Consider the following 20,774-nt stretch of genomic DNA (forward strand, 5'->3'; position numbering starts at 1 on the left):
GGTGGGAATTCGGGGTCCCTCCGGGGAGACTCCTCGAACGACGAACGTGCGGCGGGTCCGCGTTGCGTACCCGGGTCTGTGTTCGTCGTCCTGCGGGGACTCCCCTGCACGCCAACGAACCCAGAGCCGTCGCGCGTCTGCGGCAGCAGTTCCACAGGCGTGCAGACGCGACTGGGCCTGGGGTGGGGACGTGCAGGGGAGTCCCCGCAGGGAATGGCGTACGACCCGAGTCCCTTACGGTCCCGGGTGAACACGCCATTCCCGAAGAGTTTCCCCGGAGGGGCACCGCCCCCACCCACCGGACAGGCGCACCCCGCACAGGCGGAGCACCCGCACACCAAGCCCGTCCGGCGTTTGAGGACGGAACCCCGCACCAAGGACCGGGAGCGTCAGCCGTTGCGCGGTCCTGGGAAGGCGCTAGGGCGCAGATCCTCGCGCGACGGCGGACGCTCCGGCGACGGCTGCGACGGCTGCGACGGCTGCGGCGGCATCGATCGTGCGGCAGGCACGGAGGGCAGTGCCGGAGCGGCGGGGGACCCGGGCACGGACGGTACCGCCCGCTGGGCCACGGGCTCCGCGGCCTCGGCCGCCAGCGGCTGGGGGGCGGCGCGCCGGGTGCCGTAGCGGCGGTGGACCGCCTGCTTGGTGACTCCGAGCGCGGAGCCCACCGCGTCCCAGGAGAAGCCCAGTGAACGGTCGAAGTCCACTGCCGCCGTCACCAGGGTCTCGACACTGTCCCGCAGTTCCTGCGCCAGCCTGACGGTGGGGGCCGGGGCCCTGCCGTAGACGACGAAGCCGGCGGACGGGCCGGAGCGGCGCGGACGGTAGACGTTGCCCAGTTGGGCGGTGAGCGTGCGCAGCGCGTCCACCTGCCGCCGGACCCGCTCGATGTCCCGCACCAGAAGATGCAGGCTGGCCCGCGCTTGGGCGTCGTGGGTTGCGTGGTCGGCCATGAAGAAGCCTCTCGAACCGGCGTTGAAAGGGATCGGGCCGCACCGTGGCGGCTCGCTTCGGTCAATCTCACTTGACCAACGCCTCAGCCGGGGATCTGGTCACGCTACGGGGGCGTATACGCACCTGCGAGGGGCGCGCAACCGTGCGTACGCCCCCTGGGAGGGCACCGGCCGCCGGGCCCATAGACTTGTGCGTTGCTCGTCACCGTAACGTTTCGGCCTGAGAGGCAGTCAGCCACCCATGAAGCTCGTCTTCGCAGGCACCCCCGAGGTAGCCGTACCCGCACTGGACGCACTGATCGCCTCCGGCCGGCACGAGGTCGCCGCTGTCGTCACCCGGCCCGACGCCCCCGCCGGACGCGGCCGCAGGCTGGTGGCCAGTCCCGTCGCGGAGCGGGCCGAGGAGGCTGGGATCGAGGTGCTCAAGCCGGCCAGACCGCGCGACGAGGACTTCCTGGCACGGCTGCGGGAGATCGCGCCGGACTGCTGCCCGGTCGTCGCCTACGGGGCGCTGCTGCCGAAGACGGCGCTGGACGTGCCCGCCCGGGGCTGGGTCAACCTGCACTTCTCGCTGCTGCCGGCCTGGCGCGGCGCCGCACCCGTGCAGCACTCCGTCATGGCGGGCGACGAGGTGACGGGCGCCTCCACCTTCCTGATCGAGGAGGGGCTCGACTCCGGGCCCGTGTACGGCGTACTCACCGAGGAGGTCCGGCCCACCGACACCAGCGGTGACCTGCTGACCCGGCTGGCCTTCGCCGGGGCCGGGCTGCTCGCCGCGACCATGGACGGCATCGAGGACGGCACCCTGCACGCCGTGCCGCAGCCCGCGGAGGGAGTCACCCTCGCGCCGAAGATCAGCGTGGAGGACGCCCGGATCGAGTGGTCGGCGCCCGCCCTGCGGGTCGACCGGGTGGTCAGGGGCTGCACCCCCGCACCCGGCGCCTGGACGCTCTTCCGCGGCGAGCGCCTCAAGCTGGTGCAGGCCGTGCCCGTCGTGGACCGGGCCGATCTGGCGCCCGGCGAGCTGTCGGTGGCGAAGAACAACGTGTACGTGGGCACCGGGTCGCACGCGGTCGAGCTGCTCTGGGTACAGCCGCAGGGCAAGAAGCCGATGCGCGCCGCGGACTGGGCGCGCGGCGTGCGGATCGTCCACGGCGAGCTCGTCGGCAGCTGACGGACCGGCGGGCCGGGGCGGGGACGTAGGCTGGGACGGTTCGCCCTCTCACCATCAGCGGAGCACCTTTCACGTGAACGACCAGCCGCGTCGCCGTCCCGCCACACCGCACCGCCGACCGAAGAAGGACCCGGTCCGGTTCCTCGCCTTCGAGGCCCTGAGGGCCGTCGACGAACGCGACGCGTACGCCAACCTCGTCCTTCCCCCGCTGTTGAAGAAGGCCCGTGCGGCGGGCGACTTCGACAGCAGGGACGCGGCGCTGGCCACCGAGCTGGTCTACGGGACGCTGCGCCGCCAGGGCACCTACGACGCGATCGTCGCCGCCTGCATCGACCGGCCGCTGCGCGAGGTCGACCCGCCGGTCCTGGACGTGCTCAACATGGGCGTGCACCAGCTTCTCGGCACCCGCATCCCGACCCACGCCGCCGTCTCCGCCAGTGTGGAGCTGGCCAGGGTGGTGCTCGGTGAGGGGCGGGCCAAATTCGTCAACGCCGTCCTGCGCAAGGTCACCGCCGACGACTTCGACGGCTGGGTGGCGCGGGTCGCCCCTTCGTACGAGGACGACGCGGAGGACCACCTCGCCCTCGTGCACTCGCACCCGCGCTGGATCGTCTCCGCGCTGTGGGACGCCCTCGGCGGCGGCCGGGCCGGCATCGAGGACCTGCTGGAGGCCGACAACGAACGGCCCGAGGTCACGCTCGTCGCCCGCCCCGGCCGCTCCACCACCGATGAGCTGCTGGACGCGCTCGGCGAGGACAACGGGCTCCCCGGCCGCTGGTCGCCCTACGCCGTACGGATGGCCGAGGGCGGCGAGCCCGGCGCCCTGACCGCCGTGCGGGAGAGCCGGGCCGGTGTCCAGGACGAGGGCAGCCAGCTCGTCGCCGCGGCCCTCGCCAACGCACCGCTGGAGGGCAGCGACACCCGCTGGCTCGACGGCTGCGCCGGACCGGGCGGAAAGGCCGCCCTGCTGGCCGCCCTCGCCGCCGGCCGGGGCGCCGCCCTGCTGGCGGCCGAGAAGCAGCCGCACCGGGCCCGCCTCGTGGAACGCTCACTGGCAGGCAACCCCGGCCCGTACCAGGTGATCACCGCCGACGGCACCCGCCCGCCGTGGCGGCCCGGCACCTTCGACCGGATCCTGATGGACGTCCCGTGCTCGGGCCTCGGCGCCCTGCGCCGCCGGCCGGAGTCCCGCTGGCGGCGCCGCAAGGAGGACCTGGAGAGCTTCGCGCCGCTCCAGCGCGGTCTGCTGCGCGAGGCGCTGAAGGCCGTACGGGTCGGCGGCGTCGTCGGGTACGCGACCTGCTCCCCGCACCTGGCGGAGACCCGGGTGGTCGTCGAGGACGTGCTCAAGGGCCGCGGCGGCGCGCCGGTCGAGGCCGAGTGGGTCGACGCCCGTCCGCTGATGCCCGGGGTGCCCGCCCTCGGTGACGGACCGGACGTCCAGCTCTGGCCGCATCTGCACGGCACGGACGCGATGTACCTCGCCGTGCTGCGGCGTACCGGCTGACCGGCCCGCACCGGGGGGGAAAGGCCGGGAATGTGCGAACCGTAATGATCCCGTGAGGCTTTGGAGCGCACCGAAGCGGGGAAGTGCCGCAGAACATGGCAGGCTTGGCCCATGGCCCAGATCAACCCCAGCATTCTCTCCGCCGACTTCGCACGCCTCGCCGAGGAGGCACAGGCCGTCGAAGGCGCCGACTGGCTCCATGTCGACGTCATGGACAACCACTTCGTGCCCAATCTGACCCTCGGTGTGCCGATCGTGGAATCGCTCAGCAGGGCCACGGACACCCCGCTTGACTGCCATCTGATGATCGAGGACGCGGACCGCTGGGCCCCTCAGTACGTCGAGGCGGGCGCGGGTTCCGTCACCTTCCACGTGGAGGCCGCGGCCGCCCCCGTACGGCTGGCACGGGAGATCCGGGTTAAGGGTGCCCGCGCCTCCATGGCGCTCAAGCCGGCGACGCCCATCGAACCGTACGAGGACCTGCTCCCCGAGCTGGACATGCTGCTGATCATGACGGTGGAGCCGGGCTTCGGGGGGCAGTCCTTCCTGGACATCATGCTGCCGAAGATCCGCCGCACCCGTGAGCTGATCTCCCGGCACGGCCTCGAACTGTGGCTCCAGGTCGACGGCGGGGTCTCGGAGTCCACCATCGAGCGGTGCGCGGACGCCGGGGCCGACGTCTTCGTCGCGGGCTCCGCCGTGTACGGCGCCAAGGACCCGGCAGAGGCGGTGCGGGCGCTGCGCGCCAAGGCCGACGGGGCCACCGCCTCCGCGCAGTGGGCGTGCGGCCACTGACCGGGGCGACGGAGCAGGCAGCCGCTCCGGCCCCCGATTGCCGGTCGGTCCGGCCAAGGGCAGATGAACGCGGTCCGACGGGACCGATCAAGGATCGCCGTATCTGACAGGATGAACGGCGTATCGAGAGCGTGAACAGCAGTGAGGAGAACGCGGTGTCTGCAATGTCGGCGGGCCGGTCCGCCCTGCGGATGGGGCCCGCGGAGCTGGTGCAGGCGGCGGCCATGGCCCGCCGCTTCTACCTTGAGGGCAAATCCAAGATCCAGATCGCGGAGGAGTTCGGCGTCAGCCGCTTCAAAGTCGCCAGGGTCCTGGAGACGGCGCTGGAGCGTGACCTCGTACGGATCGAGATCCGGGTCCCCGCGGAGCTGGACGCCGAGCGTTCCGACGCGCTCCGCGCGCGTTACGGGCTGCGCCACGCGGTCGTGGTCGAGTCCCCCGCCGAGGAGCAGGACGACGCCGCCGATCCGGAGAACCTGGGCGAGGTCGCGGCCGATCTGCTCGGTGAACTGGTGAACGAGGGCGATGTGCTCGGGCTGGCCTGGGGCCGGTCCACCATCCACATGGCCGCCGCTCTGGACCGGCTCCCGCCGTGCACGGTCGTGCAGCTCACCGGGGTGTATGACGCGGGCACCGCCGAGCGCGGCTCGGTCGAGGCGGTCCGGCGGGCCGCCCAGGTCTCCGGCGGCGAGGCCCACCCGATCTACGCGCCGATGCTGCTGCCCGACCCGGCCACGGCCGCCGCGCTGCGCCACCAGACGGGCATCGCCCGCGCCTTCGAGTACTTCGACAAGGTGACGGTCGCGGCGGTGTCCATCGGCTCCTGGGAGCCCGGCATCTCGACGGTCCACGACATGCTGTCCGACGAGGAGCGCGAGCACTACGCCTCGCTCGGCGTCGCCGCCGAGATGTCGGCGCACCTCTTCGACTCGGAGGGCCGGCGGGTCGGCCGGGACCTCGGTGAGCGCTGCATCACGGTCGAGGCGGACCGGCTGCGCCGGATCCCCGAGGTGGTGGCGATCGCGGGCGGCCAGCGCAAGGCCGCGGCGATCGGCGCGGTGCTGCGGTCCGGGCTGGTCACCAGCCTGGTGACGGACACCGCGGCGGCCGACTACCTGCTGACCGACTCGGCCGCGCCGCGCCGGCCGGCGCTGGAGCGGCGCGACCCGGACGGGGAGTGAGCGAAAAACGCGGGGGGTGCGGGCGGTGACACCGTCCGCATCCCCCGCGTCCTTGACGCCCCTCGGCTCCGGTCAGTCCTGCGGGACGCCCAGGACCGTCGCCTCCAGATACTGCTCCGGCTCCTTGTACTGGCTGACGTCGGCCGGGTTGTAGCGCGGTGTCTGCCGGGACCAGTCGAGGTTGCCGCGCATCCAGCTCCGCATGCCGTCCAGATACGGCTCCAGCATCCAGTCGAGTTGCGGATACGCGGCGAGCAGCTCGGCCTCCGCGGTGAGGAAGCGCTCGGTCTCGGTGGCGATCTCCGCGCAGACGTGGTCGAGCGACTCCTGCTTGCCGTACCCCCGGTGGTGCCGGACCAGGTGGACGAGATTGTGGATCTCGCCCAGCACCTGCTCCTTCTCGTACGAGTACACGTCATTGGCCCAGCACACGACGTTGCACGAGGCCTCCAGCGCGGTGATGAACCGGGGATCGTTGTGGATCGACTCGGGCGCCTCGATGCCGGCCACGATCTCTATCAGGTCCATGCAGACATGTATCGCACCAGTGTGCCGGCGCTTCTCGATGTACGTCGCCTCGGCCGGGACCACGCCGGCCGCACGGTTCCCGGCCTCCCAGGTGGTGGCGGTCGTGAGATAGGTCATCAGGTGATACGTGAACCGGCGCCGCCACCGGGGCGCGGCGGCCGGCACCGTACGTTCCCACAGGTCGACGAGGGCGACGACGGCGGCCGGCAGCCCCTCGGCCGCGGGCCTGGCGCCGCCCTCGACCACGGAACGCATCACCTCCACGACGCTGCGCACCCGGTCCGGGCTGCGGCCGAGGTGTCCGTCGTCCAGCTGGTCGTCGACGAGGAACAGCCAGACGAACCAGTCGGCGACGAGATCCAGGTTCTCGCTGTCGGCGGTCGGGTAGACCATGCCGACGAAGGCCCCGAAGTCGGCCTGCTCGAAGCGGTCCCTGGCTGAATCCCGGTGCACCAGGCCGGTGTTGCGGGTCCAGCTGTCGAGGTGTTCCCGTACGTGCGCGACGTGCGGGTTCATGCGCTGGGGGAACGGGCAGTAGATGTCCGGCAGTTCGCTCTCCACGGGCGGGTCGTGATCCTCTCCGGTCGTACCTGCGACGGAAGTTGTGAGCATTCCGCCTGTTCCTCCGGGGTGTCTGGCTGACCCGCCGGACCTGCGGATTTGAAGCTACCTGACCCCTTGTCACCAGGTCCAGGGATGATGATCCCCAATGATCCGGAAGCGGTGAGGGTAGGGTCTGTGGGTAAGGCAGGTTCCACTTGCCCGGGACTCCCGGCCGTGTTCCTCGGAGGAACATACGAAGGCGGGAGTCGTTTGTTGTGTCTTCGTGGAAACGACCTGCGCCATTTCGTATGAAAAAATGAGTGTTATGCGTTTTCTTGAGCCCGGCACCGGTCGATACACAGAGTCCCCCTCGGTCCCGTACGACCTCACGTACGACGACGTCTTCATGGTCCCGGGCAGGTCGGCGGTCGGATCCCGCCAGGGCGTGGACCTGTCCTCGCCCGACGGCACCGGCACCACCATCCCGCTCGTCGTCGCGAACATGACGGCCATCGCGGGCCGCCGGATGGCCGAGACGATCGCCCGTCGCGGTGGTCTCGTCGTCATTCCGCAGGACATCCCGATCGAGGTCGTCACCGAGGTCATCAGCTGGGTCAAGACGCGCCACCTGGTGCTCGACACCCCCATCGAGCTGGCCCCCGGCCAGACCGTCGCCGACGCCCTGTCCCTGCTGCCCAAGCGCGCCCACGGCGCCGGTGTCGTCGTCGACAGCGACCGGCGGCCCGTCGGCGTGGTCACCGACCACGACCTGACCGGCGTCGACCGCTTCACCCAGCTCTCCGAGGTCATGTCCAGGGACCTGGTGCTGCTCGACGCGGACATCGACCCGCGCGACGCGTTCAACAAGCTCGACGGCGCCAACCGCAAGCTCGCCCCCGCGGTCGACGCCGAGGGCCGTCTCGTCGGCATACTCACCCGGAAGGCCGCACTGCGCGCCACTCTCTACACCCCCGCCACCGACGCGAACGGCAGGCTGCGGATCGCCGCCGCCGTCGGGATCAACGGTGACGTGGCGGGCAAGGCCAAGCAGCTCCTCGACGCCGGAGCCGACACCCTGGTCGTCGACACCGCGCACGGTCACCAGGAGTCCATGATCAACGCGGTCCGCGCGGTGCGGGCGCTGGACCCGCAGGTGCCGATCGTCGCGGGCAACATCGTCGCCGCCGAGGGTGTGCGCGACCTCATCGAGGCCGGCGCCGACGTCATCAAGGTCGGTGTCGGACCCGGCGCCATGTGCACCACCCGGATGATGACCGGAGTGGGCCGGCCGCAGTTCTCCGCCGTCCTGGAGTGCGCCGCCGAGGCGAAGAAGTACGGCAAGCACGTCTGGGCGGACGGTGGCGTCCGCCACCCGCGCGATGTCGCCATGGCGCTCGCCGCGGGCGCGTCCAACGTGATGATCGGCTCCTGGTTCGCCGGGACGTACGAGTCGCCCGGCGACCTCCAGCAGTCCGCCGACGGCCGCTTCTACAAGGAGTCCTTCGGCATGGCGTCCGCGCGCGCCGTGAAGAACCGGACCTCCGACGAGTCGGCGTACGACCGGGCCCGCAAGGCGCTCTTCGAGGAGGGCATCTCCACCTCGCGGATGTTCCTGGACCCGGCCCGTCCCGGCGTCGAGGACCTGGTCGACTCGATCATCGCGGGCGTCCGCTCCTCCTGCACCTACGCCGGTGCCGGCTCCCTCGCGGAGTTCGCGGAGAAGGCCGTCGTCGGAGTGCAGAGCGCCTCCGGATACGCGGAGGGCAAGCCGCTGCACTCCAGCTGGAGCTGACCCGGGCCACCGCATCACCCGTGCCCCTTCCGGCCGTTCGCGCCGGAGGGGGCACCGGTGTGTCCGGGGAGCTCACGGGCTTGCGAAGGGGGTTCGCGGGGGGCGCCGCGGTGTCCGGATCCCGGTGCCGGCGAGTGCCTTCGCGCTTTCCAACTCAGTTGAAAATTAAGTAACATGAACCCCAATCAGCTGCCCGCCTCTCTGCGGTAAGGGATCTCATGTCCTTCTTCACTGACCTGGCCCATCAGTACATCGACGGCGAGTGGAGGCCGGGCAAGGGCTCGTGGGACATCATCGACTTCAACCCCTTCGACGGGGAGAAGCTCGCCTCGATCACGGTCGCCACGGCCGACGAGGTGGACCAGGCCTACCGGGCGGCCGAGACGGCTCAGCAGGCGTGGGGCGACACCAACGCCTACGCCCGGCGGGCCGTACTGGAGAAGGCGCTGCGGATCGTCGAGGACCGCGAGGCCGAGATAGGTGACGCGATCGTCGCGGAGCTGGGCGGCACCCGCCTCAAGGCCGCTTTCGAGCTGCACCTGGCCAAGGAGTTCCTCCGCGAGTCGATCCAGCTCGCGCTGCGGTCCACCGGACAGATACTGCCCTCACCGACCGAGGGCAAGGAGAACCGGGTCTACCGGGTGCCCGCAGGCGTCGTCGGTGTCATCAGCCCGTTCAACTTCCCCTTCCTGCTGTCGCTGAAGTCGGTCGCCCCCGCCCTCGCACTCGGCAACGCCGTGGTCCTCAAGCCGCACCAGAACACGCCGATCTGCGGCGGCACCCTGGTGGCCAAGGTGTTCGAGGACGCCGGGCTGCCCGCCGGACTCCTCAACGTGGTGGTCACCGACATCGCGGAGATCGGTGACGCGCTGCTGGAGCACCCCGTCCCGCAGGTCATCTCCTTCACCGGCTCCGACAAGGTCGGGCGGCACGTCGCGACCGTGTGCGCCGCCAACCTCAAGCGTTCCGTGCTCGAACTCGGCGGCAACAGCGCGCTCATCGTCCTCGACGACGCCGATGTGGACTACGCGGTCGACGCCGCGGTCTTCAGCCGCTACGTGCACCAGGGCCAGGTCTGCATGGCCGCCAACCGGATTCTCGTCGACCGCTCGGTGGAGCCGGAGTTCACCGAGAAGTTCGTGGCCAAGGTCGCCTCGCTGCGCGTCGGTGACCCGGCCGACCCGGCGACCCAGATCGGCCCGCTGATCAACTCCACCCAGGCCGAGGCGATCACCGCCCTCGTCGACCAGACCGTGGCGGCCGGCGCGACCGCACTCCTGCGCGGACAGGCCGTCGGCAACCTCGTCAGCCCCTCCGTACTGACCGGCCTGGCCGCCGACTCCCCGGTGCTCTCGCAGGAGATCTTCGGCCCGGTCGCGCTCCTCGTACCGTTCGACGGCGAGGACGAGGCCGTCCGGATCGCCAACGACACCCCGTACGGACTGACCGGCGCGGTACACACCGGCAACATCGAGCGCGGCGTCCGGATCGGGCAGCGGATCCGCACCGGCATGATCCACATCAACGACGGCACCGTCCACGACGAGCCGATCGTCCCCTTCGGCGGCGAGAAGAACTCCGGACTCGGGCGGTTGAACGGCGACTCGATGCTCGACGCCTTCACCACCCTGAAGTGGATCTCCGTGCAGCACGGGCGCTCCCGGTTCCCGTTCTGACCTCGCCCCACCTGCGGTGAGCGCGCCCGCACGGCGCGCCCGTGGTCTACTTCGGGGGCGGCACCGCCGCCCCCGAAGCAGTCCTGACCGTGGCCCGTCACCCGGCCACGCCATCGCAGAGAAGTGACCCGTACGACGTGCGACTGAACGACCTCGACGAACGCATCGTCCACGCCCTCGCCGAAGACGCCCGCCGCTCCTACGCCGACATCGGCTCCATCATCGGCCTGTCCGCGCCCGCCGTGAAGCGCCGGGTGGACCGGCTGCGCGCCGAGGGCGCGATCACGGGGTTCACCGTGCGGGTGGACCCGGCGGCGCTCGGCTGGGAGACCGAGGGGTTCATCGAGATCTACTGCAGCCGCAACACCTCCCCGGACTCGATCAAGCGGGGGCTCGCCCGCTACCCCGAGGTCGCCTCCGCGTCCACGGTCACCGGTGACGCGGACGCGCTCGTCCAGGTCTTCGCGGCGGACATGCGCCACTTCGAGCAGGTGCTTGAGCGGATCGCGGGCGAGCCGTACGTGGAACGGACGAAGTCCGTGCTCGTGCTCTCACCGCTGCTGCGGCGGTATTCGTCGGGGTCGCCGGGGTAGCAGGGTCCCCGCGCGGCGGCGTACGTGAGGTGGGCCCGGGTTCGCGCAATGAATCTTCGTGTCCCGCGTGATCCGCGCAACGGATCGGTCGTTGGTGCGCAACAGTCGCTGCTTGTTCGGGGTGTCGGGCGGAACGTACCGTTTCTACGTCCCCGCCCCGCCCGCACCGCCCGAGGTCAGCCATGCCGCCGTTGCGCACCGCCCTGCTCCAGAGCTCCGGAATTCCCGGCTCGGTGGCCCGGAACACCGAGGTGCTCGACGACGCCGCCCGGCGCGCCGCAGCAGACGGGGCCCGGCTGCTCGTCTGCCCCGAGATGTTCCTGACCGGGTACGCGATCGGGGACGACGTGCCCCGGCTGGCCGAGGCCGCCGACGGGCCCGCCGCGCAGGCCGTCGCCGAGATCGCCGCACGGCACCGGATCGCCGTCCACTACGGCTACCCGGAGCGGGACGGCGACACCCTGTACAACGCCGCCCAGCTCATCGGCCCGGACGGCACCCCGCTCGCGAACTACCGCAAGACCCATCTCTTCGGCGGCTTCGAGCAGCACTGGTTCACCCCCGGTGAGCAGCCGGTCGTCCAGGCCGAGCTGGACGGCGTCCGAATCGGGCTCATGATCTGCTACGACGTCGAGTTCCCGGAGAACGTCCGGGCGCACGCGCTGGCCGGCACCGATCTGCTGCTGGTGCCGACCGCCCAGATGCACCCCTTCCAGTTCGTCGCCGAGTCCCTCGTCCCCGTCCGCGCCTTCGAGAACCAGCTGTACGTCGCCTACGTCAACCGGACCGGCCCGGAAGGCGAGTTCGAGTTCGTCGGGCTGAGCTGCCTGGCCGGCCCCGATGGCACGGTCCGCACCCGTGCCGGACGCGGCGAGGAGCTCGTACTCGGGGACGTCGACCCGGACCTGCTGGCCGCCTCCCGCGCCGGCAACCCGTATCTGCTCGACCGGCGTCCCGGCCTGTACGGCTCCCTCGTCTGAGCTCCGAGACCGGCACACCGCTCACCCCCTTTTTCCCGCAAGGAGTCCGTACCCCATGACGTCCACGGTGCCCACCGCCGTCCCGCACACCGAGGCGGCCCCGCCGATCACCATGTTCGGGCCGGACTTCCCGTACGCGTACGACGACTTCCTCGCACACCCCGCGGGGCTCGGCCAGATACCGGCGACCGAGCACGGCGCGGAGGTGGCCGTCATCGGCGGCGGGCTCTCCGGGATCATCACAGCCTACGAGCTGATGAAGATGGGGCTGCGGCCCGTCCTGTACGAGGCCGACCGGATCGGCGGCCGGCTGCGCACCGTCGAGTTCGACGGCTGCACCACGGACGGCGAGCCGCTCACCGCCGAGATGGGCGCGATGCGCTTCCCGCCGTCCTCGACCGCGCTCCAGCACTACATCGACCTGGTCGGACTGGAGACGAAGCCGTTCCCCAACCCGCTCTCCCCGGTCACGCCCTCGACCGTCGTCGACCTGAAGGGCGAGTCGCACTACGCCGCCACCATCGACGACCTCCCGCAGGTCTACCGGGACGTGATGGACGCCTGGAACGCCTGCCTGGAGGAGGGCGCCGACTTCTCCGACATGAACCGGGCGCTGCGCGAGCGCGACGTGCCGAGGATCCGGGAGATCTGGGCCCGGCTCGTCGAGAAGCTCGACAACCAGACCTTCTACGGCTTCCTCTGCGACTCCGACGCCTTCAAGTCGTTCCGGCACCGCGAGATCTTCGGCCAGGTCGGCTTCGGTACCGGCGGCTGGGACACCGACTTCCCCAACTCCATCCTGGAGATCCTGCGCGTCGTCTACACCGAGGCGGACGATCACCACCGCTCCATCGTCGGCGGCAGCCAGCAGCTTCCGCTGCGCCTCTGGGAACGCGAACCGCAGAAGATCATGCACTGGCCGCTCGGCACCTCGCTGGCCTCGCTGCACGACGGCGAGCCGCGCCCCGCGGTGACCCGGCTGAACCGCACCGCCGGGAACCGGATCACCGTCACCGACGCCTCCGGCGACATCCGCACCTTCCGGGCGGCCGTCTTCACCGGTCAGTCCTGGCTGCTGCTCTCCAAGATCGCCTGCGACGACGCGCTCTTCCCGATCGACCACTGGACGGCGATGGAGCGCACCCACTACATGGAGTCGTCCAAGCTGTTCGTCCCCGTCGACCGGCCGTTCTGGCTGGACAAGGACGAGACCACCGGTCGCGACACCATGTCGATGACGCTGACCGACCGGATGACGCGCGGCACGTACCTGCTCGACGACGGCCCGGACAAGCCCGCCAGCATCTGTCTCTCGTACACCTGGTGCGACGACAGCCTGAAGTGGCTGCCGCTCTCCGCGACCGAGCGCATGGACGTCATGCTGAAGTCGCTCGGCGAGATCTATCCCGGCATCGACATCAGGAAGCACATCACCGGAAACCCGGTGACGGTGTCCTGGGAGAACGAGCCGTACTTCATGGGCGCGTTCAAGGCCAACCTGCCGGGCCACTACCGCTACCAGCGGCGGCTGTTCACCCACTTCATGCAGGACCGGCTGCCCGCCGACAAGCGGGGCCTGTTCCTGGCGGGCGACGACATCTCCTGGACGGCCGGCTGGGCCGAGGGGGCCGTGCAGACCGCGCTGAACGCCGTCTGGGGCGTGATGACCCAGTTCGGCGGCGCGACCGACGCGGCCAACCCCGGCCCCGGTGACCTGTTCGACGAGCTCGCCCCGGTCGAACTCCCCGAGGACTGAGGCCGGTTACGCGGGCCGGCAGACGCTTCGCTGCCGGCCCAGGCCGGAGATCTCGACCTCCATCACATCATCCGGGCCCAGGTAGGGGAAGCGGCCGGACAGCGCCACGCCCTGCGGCGTACCCGTGTTGATGATGTCTCCGGGCTCCAGCACCAGGTACTGCGACAGGTGGTGCACCAGGTGCGCCACGCTGAAGATCATGTCCGCGGTGGAGGAGTCCTGCCTGGGCTCCCCGTTGACGAAGCTGCGCAGCCGCACCTGCTGCGGGTCACCGGCCTCGTCGGCCGTCACGAGCACCGGGCCCAGCGGGTTGAACGTGGCGCAGCTCTTGCCCTTGGACCACTGGCCGCCCGACTCCTCCAGCTGGAAGGCGCGCTCCGAGACGTCGTTGCTGACCGCGTAGCCCGCGATGTGCGCGGCCGCGTCGGCGGGGGAGCCCAGGTAGGAGGCGCGGCGGCCGATGACGACGGCCAGCTCCACCTCCCAGTCAGTCTTCTTCGAGCCACGCGGGATGAGGACGTCGTCGTACGGGCCGACGACCGTGTTCGGGGACTTGTAGAACAGGATCGGCTGCTCGGGCGGCTCTGCGCCGGACTCCGCCGCGTGGGCCGCGTAGTTCTGGCCGATGCACAGGAGCGCGGAGGGCCGGGCGACCGGGGCGCCGATCCGCTGCCCGGTGATGTCGGTCTCAGGGAGTTTCGGCTCTGCGGGGATCAGGTGCGGGTTGTCGGCCAGCGCGGCGAGGAACGCGCCGTCGATGTCGTCGGTGATGCCCGACAGGTCGTAGTGGCGTCCCTCGGGGCAGACGACGACCGGGCGTTCGTGGCCCGGCTCGCCTATGCGCATCAGTCGCATGACGGGTGGATCTCCTGACAGATACAGATACAGATACAGATACGGGTACGGGTTTCGGTACGGGTGGCGGTCAGCGCAGCCGGACGAGCGCCTCGGCGGTGACGGCGTGGACCGGCGGGCGTCCGGCGAGCAGCCGCAGCACCTCGTTGACGGCGCTGGTGCCCAGCCGCTGCCGGCACTCGACGCTGCCGGCCGCCTGGTGCGGGGTGAGCAGCACGTTCGGCAGGGCGCGGAAGGGGTGGCCGACGGGCAGCGGCTCGGCGTCGTAGACGTCGATCGCCGCGTCGAGCCGGCCGGTGGTCAGCTCGGCCAGCAGCGCGTCCTCGTCGACCAGCCACGAGCGGGCGGTGTTCACCAGGCCCGCCCTGTCCGGCATCAGCGCCAGCTGTTCGGCGCCGATCATCCGGTGGGTCTCCTCGGTGACCGGTGCGTGCACGGCCACGATCCGGCTGCCGGAGAGGAGTGTCTCCAGCGGTACGGACCTCACGCCGAGCGCCTCCGCGTCGGCCTCGGAGAGGAACGGGTCCGTGACGCTGACCCGTGCGCCCATGGCCCGCACCATCCGGATGTAGGCCCGTCCGGTGCGGGAGGCGCCGATCACCCCGATGTCGCTGCCGTGGATCTCGTGGCGCGGCGGTGCCGTGCTCGCCGTCGCCCAGTCCTGCCCGCCGCGCAGGGCGTGGTCGAAGCGCTGGATGCGGTGGAGCAGCGAGAGGGTGAAGGCGAGGGCCACCTCTGCGACCGGGCGGGCCATCTCGTCGCCGGCCTGGGTGACCAGGATGCCCCGCCGGAACACGTCCTCTGTGACATAGGGCGCGACCGCGGAGCCGGTGTGCGCCACCAGCTCCAGCCGGTCCGCGTGGGCGAGGAGTCCGGCGTCCACCTTGGGCGCCCGCCAGGACAGGATCAGCGCGCGGGCGCCGGGCAGCGCCGCCTTGAGCGCTTCCCGGTCGCTGTGCTCGTCGAGGACAGTGAGTGCGGCGGCCCGCTCCAGCTCCTGCCACACCTCCGCGGTGAAGAACTGCTCGCGCAGGTGCGGGGGTACGGCGACGACCACCCGGGAGGAGCGGTCGGCGGTTTCAGGAGAGCCAGGCATCGAGGTGCTCCGCAACGAAGGCGTCATCGGTCAGCCAAGGGTAGGCCGAGGCCACCCGAGTGATCTCCTCGGCCTGTCCGGGGGAGAGCGTCTCGGCCGGGTCCAGGCAGCGGATGTTCGCCAACAGGCCCTGGCGGCGCAGCACTTCGGACACTCCGGCGATGCAGCCGCGGAACGCGTTGCGTACGTCGAAGACCGCGCTGTTCGCGTCGGTCAGCTCGGAGCGGCGGGCCAGGCAGCGGACCATCGCTCCGTGGTCCCCGGCGCGGGCCAGCCGGACGTCTTCGAGGAGGGTGACCGCGGAGCTCGTCCACACCGCCCACTGGCCGAGCAGCCCGCCCGCGAACCAGCGCCGGGGCCCGTCCGCCGTGCCGTACGGGGTGAGCAGGTCACCGATGATGTCGTCGTCGTTGCCGGTGTACAGCGCCACCTCGCCGGCCCGGTCGGCGGCGGACACCGCCCGTACGACGTCGGCGGTGCGGTACCGGTCGAAGGGGGCGATCTTGACGGCGGCGGTGTTCGGCAGGTCGGTGAACGCGGACCAGAAGCCGGGCGACAAGTACCGTCCGCCGACCGCCTCCTGGAGGTAGAACCCGATCACCGGCAGCACCTCGCCGACCGCCCGCGCCCGTTCCAGCAGCCCCTTCTCGTCGGCGCCGGGCACGGCGGGGCTGAGCAGCACCGCGTCGTAGCCGAGTTCGGCGGCGGTGGTGGCCTCCGAGACGGCCTGCGCGGTGTAGCCGCAGGCGCCGGCGACCTTGACGAACGGGCGGCCGGCCTCGGCGTCGATCGTCTCGGCCGCGAGCTCCAGGACGGGCCGGAGGAGACCGACGCCGGGCTCGCGGATCTCGAACTGCGTGGTGTGTACGGCCACGGCGGCGCCGCCCGCCCCGGACGCCAGGTAGTAGCGGGTCAGCGCGCGCTGGCGGCGCTCGTCGAACGTGCCGTCCGCGTGCAGCGCCAGCGGGTGGGCGGGTATCGCCGCACCCCGGGCGAGCAGATCCAGGGCGGGGGTGGACGGGCGGGGGGAGGCTGGGGTGGACGGGCGGGGGGAAGCGGACATGGAGTGGATCAGAACCTTCCGTCACGTACCTGGAACTTGGTGGGCTTGCCGGACAGTGGGAGCCCGCGCCGCAGCCAGTCGGCCTGCCACTCGACGAGGGTGCGCAGCGCCACGTCCGGGTAGCCGAAGAGGGCGTGGCAGCGGCTCGCGTCGGAGAGCAGCGCGGTGGGCGCCTCGGTCCCGGCGAGGACCGGCTCCTTGCCGAACTCCTCCCCGAACCACTGCGCGATGCGGCGCACCGAGGCGGTCTCTGGGCCGGTGAGGTTGAGGGTGAACGGATCGCCGTCGGTGGCGTGCGGCAGCGAGCGCAGCGCGACCTCGTTGGCGTACCCCTGCCAGACGACGTTGGCGTGACCGGTCGTCACATTGACGGGCTCGCCCGCCTGGACCCGGTACGCGATGTCGGCGAGGACGCCGTAGCGCAGGTCGACCGCGTAGTTGAGGCGGATGTTGGCGACCCTGGTGCCGAGGGTCAGCGCGGCGTGGCCGAAGATCCGCTCCCGGCCGAGGCACGACATGGCGTACTCCCCGACCGGGCCGACCGGGTCGGTCTCGGTGCAGCCGCCGGAGGAGACCGGCACCAGCGGGTACACGTTGCCGGTGGAGAACGCGGCGATCCGCGCTCCGGACCAGCGCCGTGCCACCCGGTCCGGCATCGCGGCGTTCACCGCCCAGGCGAGCGAGGGCGCCCCGGCGGAGCCGAACTTGGCGCCGACCATGAAGACGACGTTCCCGGCGTCGGGCAGTTCGGCCAGGTCCGCGGCCGGGTCCATCAGGTCGAAGGCGACCGTGCGGACCCCGGCGGCCTCCAGCTCGTCCGCGGCGGCCTTGTCCGACCAGCGGGAGACCGCGTACACGGTCACATCAGTGCGGCCCGAGGCGTTCAGCGCCCGGCGGGCCAGTCGGCACAGGCTGGGGCCCATCTTGCCGCCCGCGCCGAGGACCAGCAGATCGCCTTCGAGGCGGGCAAGGTCGGCGACGAGCGCGGGGGAGGGGGTGGCGAGCCGCTCTTCGAGTGCGGCCTCATCGGTGAACATACCTGGCTATCCCTTGATTCCGGACGCGGTGACGCCCTCGGTGAAGTAGCGCTGGCCCACCATGTACGCGGCGAAGATGGGCACGAACGCGATGACGGAGCCGGACAGCACCACGTTGAGCGGCACGTTCTGCTGCTGGAGCGAGGCGATGCCGACGGTGAGGGTGCGCATGTCGGTGGACTGGCCGATGACCAGCGGCCACAGGAAGTCGTTCCAGTGCCACAGGAAGACGAAGACCCCGAGCGTGGCGAGGATCGGCTTCAGCAGCGGCAGCACGATCCGGTAGAAGATCTGCCACTCGCTGCACCCGTCGAGCCGGGCCGCCTCGAAGAGCTCGTCGGGCAGTCCCTGGATGAACTGCCGCATCAGGAAAACCGCCTGGGCGTTGGCCAGGGTCGGCACGATCAGTCCCCAGTACGTGTCGACGCCGCCGAGCTTCGCGATCATCGCGAACGTCGGGATCATCGTGACGTGGTACGGGACCATCACCATCGACAGGAACGACCAGAACATGGCCTCCCGCCCGGGGAAGCGCTTCTTGGCGAACGCGTATCCGGCGAGCGAGGCGAGCAGCAGCACGCCGACGACCGAGACGACCGAGTACATCAGCGTGTTCAGCAGCCACCGCGGCACGTCCTGGGCGCCCATGACGGTGTCGTACGCCTCGCCGGTCAGCGGCCAGGGCAGCAGACTGCCGGGGAAGTCGACCGCCGCGGACGGCTTCAGCGAGAGCACGACCATCGCGTAGAACGGGAAGACCGTCACGAGCGCGGCCACCGTCAGCAGCGCGCCGCGCGCGATCCGGCCGGCCCTGGTCGGACGCATGCCGTACGGGACGGTGTCCTGCTCGGAGAGCTTGCGCAGCCTGCGTTCGGCCCGGCGCGCGGCCCGGCCGGTGGGAACCGGGGCCGCCTTGCGGACGGGCGGGGCCTTCGTCTCTTCGGGTGCGGTTGTCATGGTCACTGGTCCTTCCCGATCACGAGCCGCTGGATCACCGCGACGACCACGGTCAGCACGAAGAGCGCGACACCGATGGCGGAGGCGTAACCCAGGTCGAAGTACTTGAAGCCCGCGTCGTAGAGCTGGAAGACGAGCGTGTAACTGGCGTTGGCGGGTCCGCCGCCCGTCATGGTGTAGACGGCGTCGAACACCTGGAAAGAGGCCGTCGTCTCGATCACGGCGAGGAAGAACAGGGCGGGCTTGAGCTGCGGCAGCACGATGTACCGGAACCGCTGCCAGGGCCCGGCCCCGTCGGTGAGCGCGGCCTCCTCCAGCTCGCGCGGGATGTCCTGCATCCGGGCGAGCAGGATGAGCATCCCGTAGCCGAAGCGGGACCAGATGCCGACGATCGCGAGTGCGGGCAGCACCAGCACGTCGTCGGAGAGCCAGGAGCCCTCGGACAGCCCGAACCAGCCCATCAGGGTGGACCACGGGCCGCCGGTCGAGAAGATCCAGACGAAGACGGTGGCGGCCAGCACCAGGGAGGTGACGACCGGCAGGAAGAACACCGAGCGGAAGAACTTGGCGCCGCGGAACGCGCGGCGGGTGATCAGCGCCAGGCACACGGAGGCGGCGAGCGTGCCGGGTACGGCGATCACGGTGTACAGGACGGTGACCTTCAGGGCCTGCCAGAACAGCGGATCGGCCCAGAGGCGGGTGAAGTTGTCGAGCCCGATGAAGCTGCCGCCGCCGGTGAGGGAGTAGTCGGTGAAGCTCATCAGCACACCGGCGACGCCCGGACCGAACCGGAAGGCGAGGAACAGCAGGAAACACGGGAGGACGAAGAGCAGGCCGATCCGGGCCTCGCGGCGCGCCTGCGGCCCGCTGCGACGGCCCCGGCGGGTGGGTTCCGCGACGACTGCCACGGGGATCTCCTTGCGGTACGGGGGAATTGCGGGGGGTTCCGGGGTGCCATCCCCGGGTGGGACCGTGGGGGCCGGAGACCGGCCCCCACGACCGTTGATCAGCGGCCGAGCATCGCCTGCGCGGCCTTCTGCGCGGTGTCCAGCGCGTCCTGCGGGCTCTTCTTGCCGAGCAGCGCGGCCTGGATCTCCGGGGCGAGCACGCCCTGGACCTCACGCGCCTTGTCCTGGAGCGGGCCCACGTCCATGCTCGGCAGCGTGGCGCCGACGGCGGTCTGGAGCTTGTCGTCCGGGTACAGGTCGCCGCCGGACTTGCGGGCCGGGAAGTAGCCGGCGGCCTTCTGGAGTCCGGCCGAGTTCTTCGACTCCGCGACGAAGTTCAGCCAGTCGCCGGTGTTCTTCTTGTCGGCGCCCTTCAGCATGGCGAGCGCGCCCACGGTGCCGTATCCGACCGACGCGGTGTCCTTCAGCGGCGGCTGGACGACGATGTTCTCCTTGCCCCAGAACGGTTCGACGTCCGCCGGGGTGTTCTGCCAGGTGCAGGCCACCTTGCCCTTGGCAGTCGGGGTCTGCTCCAGCTTGGGCGTGGTCGTGACCAGGTCCTTGTCGGTGTAGCCGCCGTCGACCAGCTTCTTGAGGTACGTCAGGGCCCTGACGCCGGCCGCGTCGTTGAAGGTCACGTGTCTGCCGTCCTCGGAGAAGACGTCGCCGCCGGCCTGCCAGAGCAGCGGGTAGAAGGTCATGTTCAGGGTCTGCTGGGTGTCACCGCTGTAGCTGGTGGCGTAGTAGCCCTTCTTCTTCAGCTTCGGGGCCAGCGCGTCGAGGTCGGCCCAGCTCGACGGGTAGCTCTTCTCGCCGATCGCGTCGAACACCCGCTTGTCGCAGATCAGCGGGTTGGCGCTGGTCAGGATCGGGGTGGCGAGCGGCTTGCCGTCCACGGTGACGGACTTCAGCGCGAAGTCGGTGTAGTCCGACTTCGCGGAGGCCGGCATGTAGTCGTCGGCCGGGATGATGCTCTTGGTGTACTTCGGCAGCTGGTCCGGGATCAGGTAGACCGCGTCGGGGCCTTTGCCGGAGGCGATCGCGGTGGCCAGGGCGGTGTCGCGGTTGGCCCAGGGGAAGGTCTCCACCTTCACCTTGACGCCTTCGTGCTTCTTCTCGAACGCCTTTACCAGGCCGTCCCAGTACGCCTTGTTCTTGGCCTCGTCGAAGATGACCGGGTAGGTCCACATGGTCACGGTGTTGCCGTCGTCGCCGCTGCCGGAACAGCCGGCCAGCACTCCGGCGGCGAGCGCGGTGGCCAGGACGGGCGCGGCGAGGGCGCGGACTCTTGAACGGCGGGTGAGGAGACGGGACATGAGGTGGTCCTCCGGGAACCTGAGG

The 20,774-nt window shown here is 70.9% G+C and carries 18 protein-coding genes; 9 read left to right on the top strand and 9 right to left on the bottom strand.

Annotated features, from left to right (window positions below; all coding sequences use genetic code 11):
* Positions 1-389 precede the first annotated feature (389 nt).
* Positions 390-953, bottom strand: coding sequence for a hypothetical protein (locus RLT59_RS33075; RefSeq protein ID WP_311306792.1), 564 nt, complete (start codon positions 951-953; stop codon positions 390-392).
* A 241-nt stretch (positions 954-1,194) separates the two neighbouring features.
* Between RLT59_RS33075 and fmt the strand changes: the two genes are divergently transcribed.
* From fmt to RLT59_RS33095, 4 genes are all read left to right on the top strand, one after another.
* Positions 1,195-2,127 carry a methionyl-tRNA formyltransferase gene (fmt, locus tag RLT59_RS33080; protein ID WP_311306793.1) on the top strand — a complete coding sequence of 311 codons (933 nt, stop codon included), beginning with the start codon at positions 1,195-1,197 and terminating at the stop codon, positions 2,125-2,127.
* Positions 2,128-2,200: 73 nt separating this feature from the next.
* Positions 2,201-3,634, top strand: a complete 1,434-nt coding sequence (locus RLT59_RS33085) for an RsmB/NOP family class I SAM-dependent RNA methyltransferase (protein WP_311306794.1) — start codon at positions 2,201-2,203, stop codon at positions 3,632-3,634.
* A 111-nt stretch (positions 3,635-3,745) separates the two neighbouring features.
* Entirely contained in the window at positions 3,746-4,429 is a 684-nt protein-coding gene (rpe, locus tag RLT59_RS33090) for a ribulose-phosphate 3-epimerase (protein ID WP_311306795.1), read from the top strand.
* A gap of 164 nt (positions 4,430-4,593) precedes the next feature.
* Positions 4,594-5,610, top strand: a complete 1,017-nt coding sequence (locus RLT59_RS33095) for a sugar-binding transcriptional regulator (RefSeq protein WP_024488660.1) — start codon at positions 4,594-4,596, stop codon at positions 5,608-5,610.
* Between the two features lie 72 nt (positions 5,611-5,682).
* Here RLT59_RS33095 and RLT59_RS33100 read toward each other — a convergent pair whose 3' ends face one another.
* Complete coding sequence (locus tag RLT59_RS33100; protein ID WP_311307942.1) at positions 5,683-6,699, bottom strand: terpene synthase family protein; 1,017 nt, start codon at positions 6,697-6,699, stop codon at positions 5,683-5,685.
* 307 nt (positions 6,700-7,006) lie between these two features.
* On the opposite strand from RLT59_RS33100, the gene RLT59_RS33105 reads away from it, so the two are divergent.
* The 5 genes from RLT59_RS33105 (at position 7,007) to RLT59_RS33125 (ending at position 13,478) form a co-directional block, all read left to right on the top strand.
* The gene (locus RLT59_RS33105; protein WP_311306796.1) at positions 7,007-8,473 is read left to right on the top strand and encodes a GuaB1 family IMP dehydrogenase-related protein; all 1,467 of its coding nucleotides are present in this window, start codon (positions 7,007-7,009) and stop codon (positions 8,471-8,473) included.
* A gap of 218 nt (positions 8,474-8,691) precedes the next feature.
* Positions 8,692-10,149, top strand: coding sequence for an aldehyde dehydrogenase family protein (locus RLT59_RS33110; RefSeq protein ID WP_311306797.1), 1,458 nt, complete (start codon positions 8,692-8,694; stop codon positions 10,147-10,149).
* Between the two features lie 137 nt (positions 10,150-10,286).
* Positions 10,287-10,742, top strand: coding sequence for an Lrp/AsnC family transcriptional regulator (locus RLT59_RS33115; RefSeq protein ID WP_311307943.1), 456 nt, complete (start codon positions 10,287-10,289; stop codon positions 10,740-10,742).
* A gap of 182 nt (positions 10,743-10,924) precedes the next feature.
* Complete coding sequence (locus RLT59_RS33120) at positions 10,925-11,722, top strand: carbon-nitrogen hydrolase family protein (RefSeq protein WP_311306798.1); 798 nt, start codon at positions 10,925-10,927, stop codon at positions 11,720-11,722.
* Between the two features lie 55 nt (positions 11,723-11,777).
* Positions 11,778-13,478: a flavin monoamine oxidase family protein gene (locus tag RLT59_RS33125; protein ID WP_311306799.1), complete on the top strand. Its 1,701-nt coding sequence runs from the start codon at positions 11,778-11,780 to the stop codon at positions 13,476-13,478.
* A 6-nt stretch (positions 13,479-13,484) separates the two neighbouring features.
* Here the strand turns inward: RLT59_RS33125 and RLT59_RS33130 are convergent, their stop codons facing one another.
* The 7 genes from RLT59_RS33130 to RLT59_RS33160 all read right to left on the bottom strand — a co-directional run bounded on the left by RLT59_RS33130 (position 13,485) and on the right by RLT59_RS33160 (position 20,749).
* Positions 13,485-14,333, bottom strand: coding sequence for a fumarylacetoacetate hydrolase family protein (locus RLT59_RS33130; RefSeq protein WP_311306800.1), 849 nt, complete (start codon positions 14,331-14,333; stop codon positions 13,485-13,487).
* 70 nt (positions 14,334-14,403) lie between these two features.
* A complete protein-coding gene (locus tag RLT59_RS33135) occupies positions 14,404-15,429 on the bottom strand; it encodes a hydroxyacid dehydrogenase (protein ID WP_311306801.1) in 1,026 nt (341 codons plus the stop codon).
* Positions 15,413-16,492, bottom strand: a complete 1,080-nt coding sequence (locus RLT59_RS33140) for a dihydrodipicolinate synthase family protein (protein ID WP_311306802.1) — start codon at positions 16,490-16,492, stop codon at positions 15,413-15,415. Before RLT59_RS33140 ends, RLT59_RS33135 begins: the two co-directional genes overlap by 17 nt.
* A gap of 8 nt (positions 16,493-16,500) precedes the next feature.
* A complete protein-coding gene (locus tag RLT59_RS33145) occupies positions 16,501-17,529 on the bottom strand; it encodes an NAD-dependent epimerase/dehydratase family protein (RefSeq protein WP_311306803.1) in 1,029 nt (342 codons plus the stop codon).
* Positions 17,530-17,535: 6 nt separating this feature from the next.
* A complete protein-coding gene (locus RLT59_RS33150) occupies positions 17,536-18,486 on the bottom strand; it encodes a carbohydrate ABC transporter permease (protein WP_399126520.1) in 951 nt (316 codons plus the stop codon).
* 2 nt (positions 18,487-18,488) lie between these two features.
* On the bottom strand, positions 18,489-19,394 hold the full coding sequence (locus tag RLT59_RS33155) for a carbohydrate ABC transporter permease (RefSeq protein ID WP_073739466.1): 906 nt from the start codon (positions 19,392-19,394) through the stop codon (positions 18,489-18,491).
* Positions 19,395-19,492: 98 nt separating this feature from the next.
* Positions 19,493-20,749 carry an ABC transporter substrate-binding protein gene (locus RLT59_RS33160; RefSeq protein WP_311306804.1) on the bottom strand — a complete coding sequence of 419 codons (1,257 nt, stop codon included), beginning with the start codon at positions 20,747-20,749 and terminating at the stop codon, positions 19,493-19,495.
* Positions 20,750-20,774 lie beyond the last annotated feature (25 nt).

Source organism: Streptomyces sp. ITFR-6, assembly GCF_031844725.1.
GTDB lineage: Bacteria > Actinomycetota > Actinomycetes > Streptomycetales > Streptomycetaceae > Streptomyces.

Bases quoted from the DNA above. Each gene is read 5' to 3' on its own strand.
- RLT59_RS33075 (WP_311306792.1), bottom strand. From the start codon at position 953: ATGGCCGACCACGCAACCCACGACGCCCAAGCGCGGGCCAGCCTGCAT.
- RLT59_RS33120 (WP_311306798.1), top strand. From the start codon at position 10,925: ATGCCGCCGTTGCGCACCGCCCTGCTCCAGAGCTCCGGAATTCCCGGC.
- RLT59_RS33140 (WP_311306802.1), bottom strand. From the start codon at position 16,492: ATGTCCGCTTCCCCCCGCCCGTCCACCCCAGCCTCCCCCCGCCCGTCC.
- RLT59_RS33095 (WP_024488660.1), top strand. From the start codon at position 4,594: ATGTCGGCGGGCCGGTCCGCCCTGCGGATGGGGCCCGCGGAGCTGGTG.
- RLT59_RS33135 (WP_311306801.1), bottom strand. From the start codon at position 15,429: ATGCCTGGCTCTCCTGAAACCGCCGACCGCTCCTCCCGGGTGGTCGTC.
- RLT59_RS33160 (WP_311306804.1), bottom strand. From the start codon at position 20,749: ATGTCCCGTCTCCTCACCCGCCGTTCAAGAGTCCGCGCCCTCGCCGCG.
- RLT59_RS33105 (WP_311306796.1), top strand. From the start codon at position 7,007: ATGCGTTTTCTTGAGCCCGGCACCGGTCGATACACAGAGTCCCCCTCG.
- RLT59_RS33110 (WP_311306797.1), top strand. From the start codon at position 8,692: ATGTCCTTCTTCACTGACCTGGCCCATCAGTACATCGACGGCGAGTGG.
- RLT59_RS33125 (WP_311306799.1), top strand. From the start codon at position 11,778: ATGACGTCCACGGTGCCCACCGCCGTCCCGCACACCGAGGCGGCCCCG.
- RLT59_RS33150 (WP_399126520.1), bottom strand. From the start codon at position 18,486: ATGACAACCGCACCCGAAGAGACGAAGGCCCCGCCCGTCCGCAAGGCG.
- RLT59_RS33145 (WP_311306803.1), bottom strand. From the start codon at position 17,529: ATGTTCACCGATGAGGCCGCACTCGAAGAGCGGCTCGCCACCCCCTCC.
- RLT59_RS33130 (WP_311306800.1), bottom strand. From the start codon at position 14,333: ATGCGACTGATGCGCATAGGCGAGCCGGGCCACGAACGCCCGGTCGTC.
- rpe (WP_311306795.1), top strand. From the start codon at position 3,746: ATGGCCCAGATCAACCCCAGCATTCTCTCCGCCGACTTCGCACGCCTC.
- fmt (WP_311306793.1), top strand. From the start codon at position 1,195: ATGAAGCTCGTCTTCGCAGGCACCCCCGAGGTAGCCGTACCCGCACTG.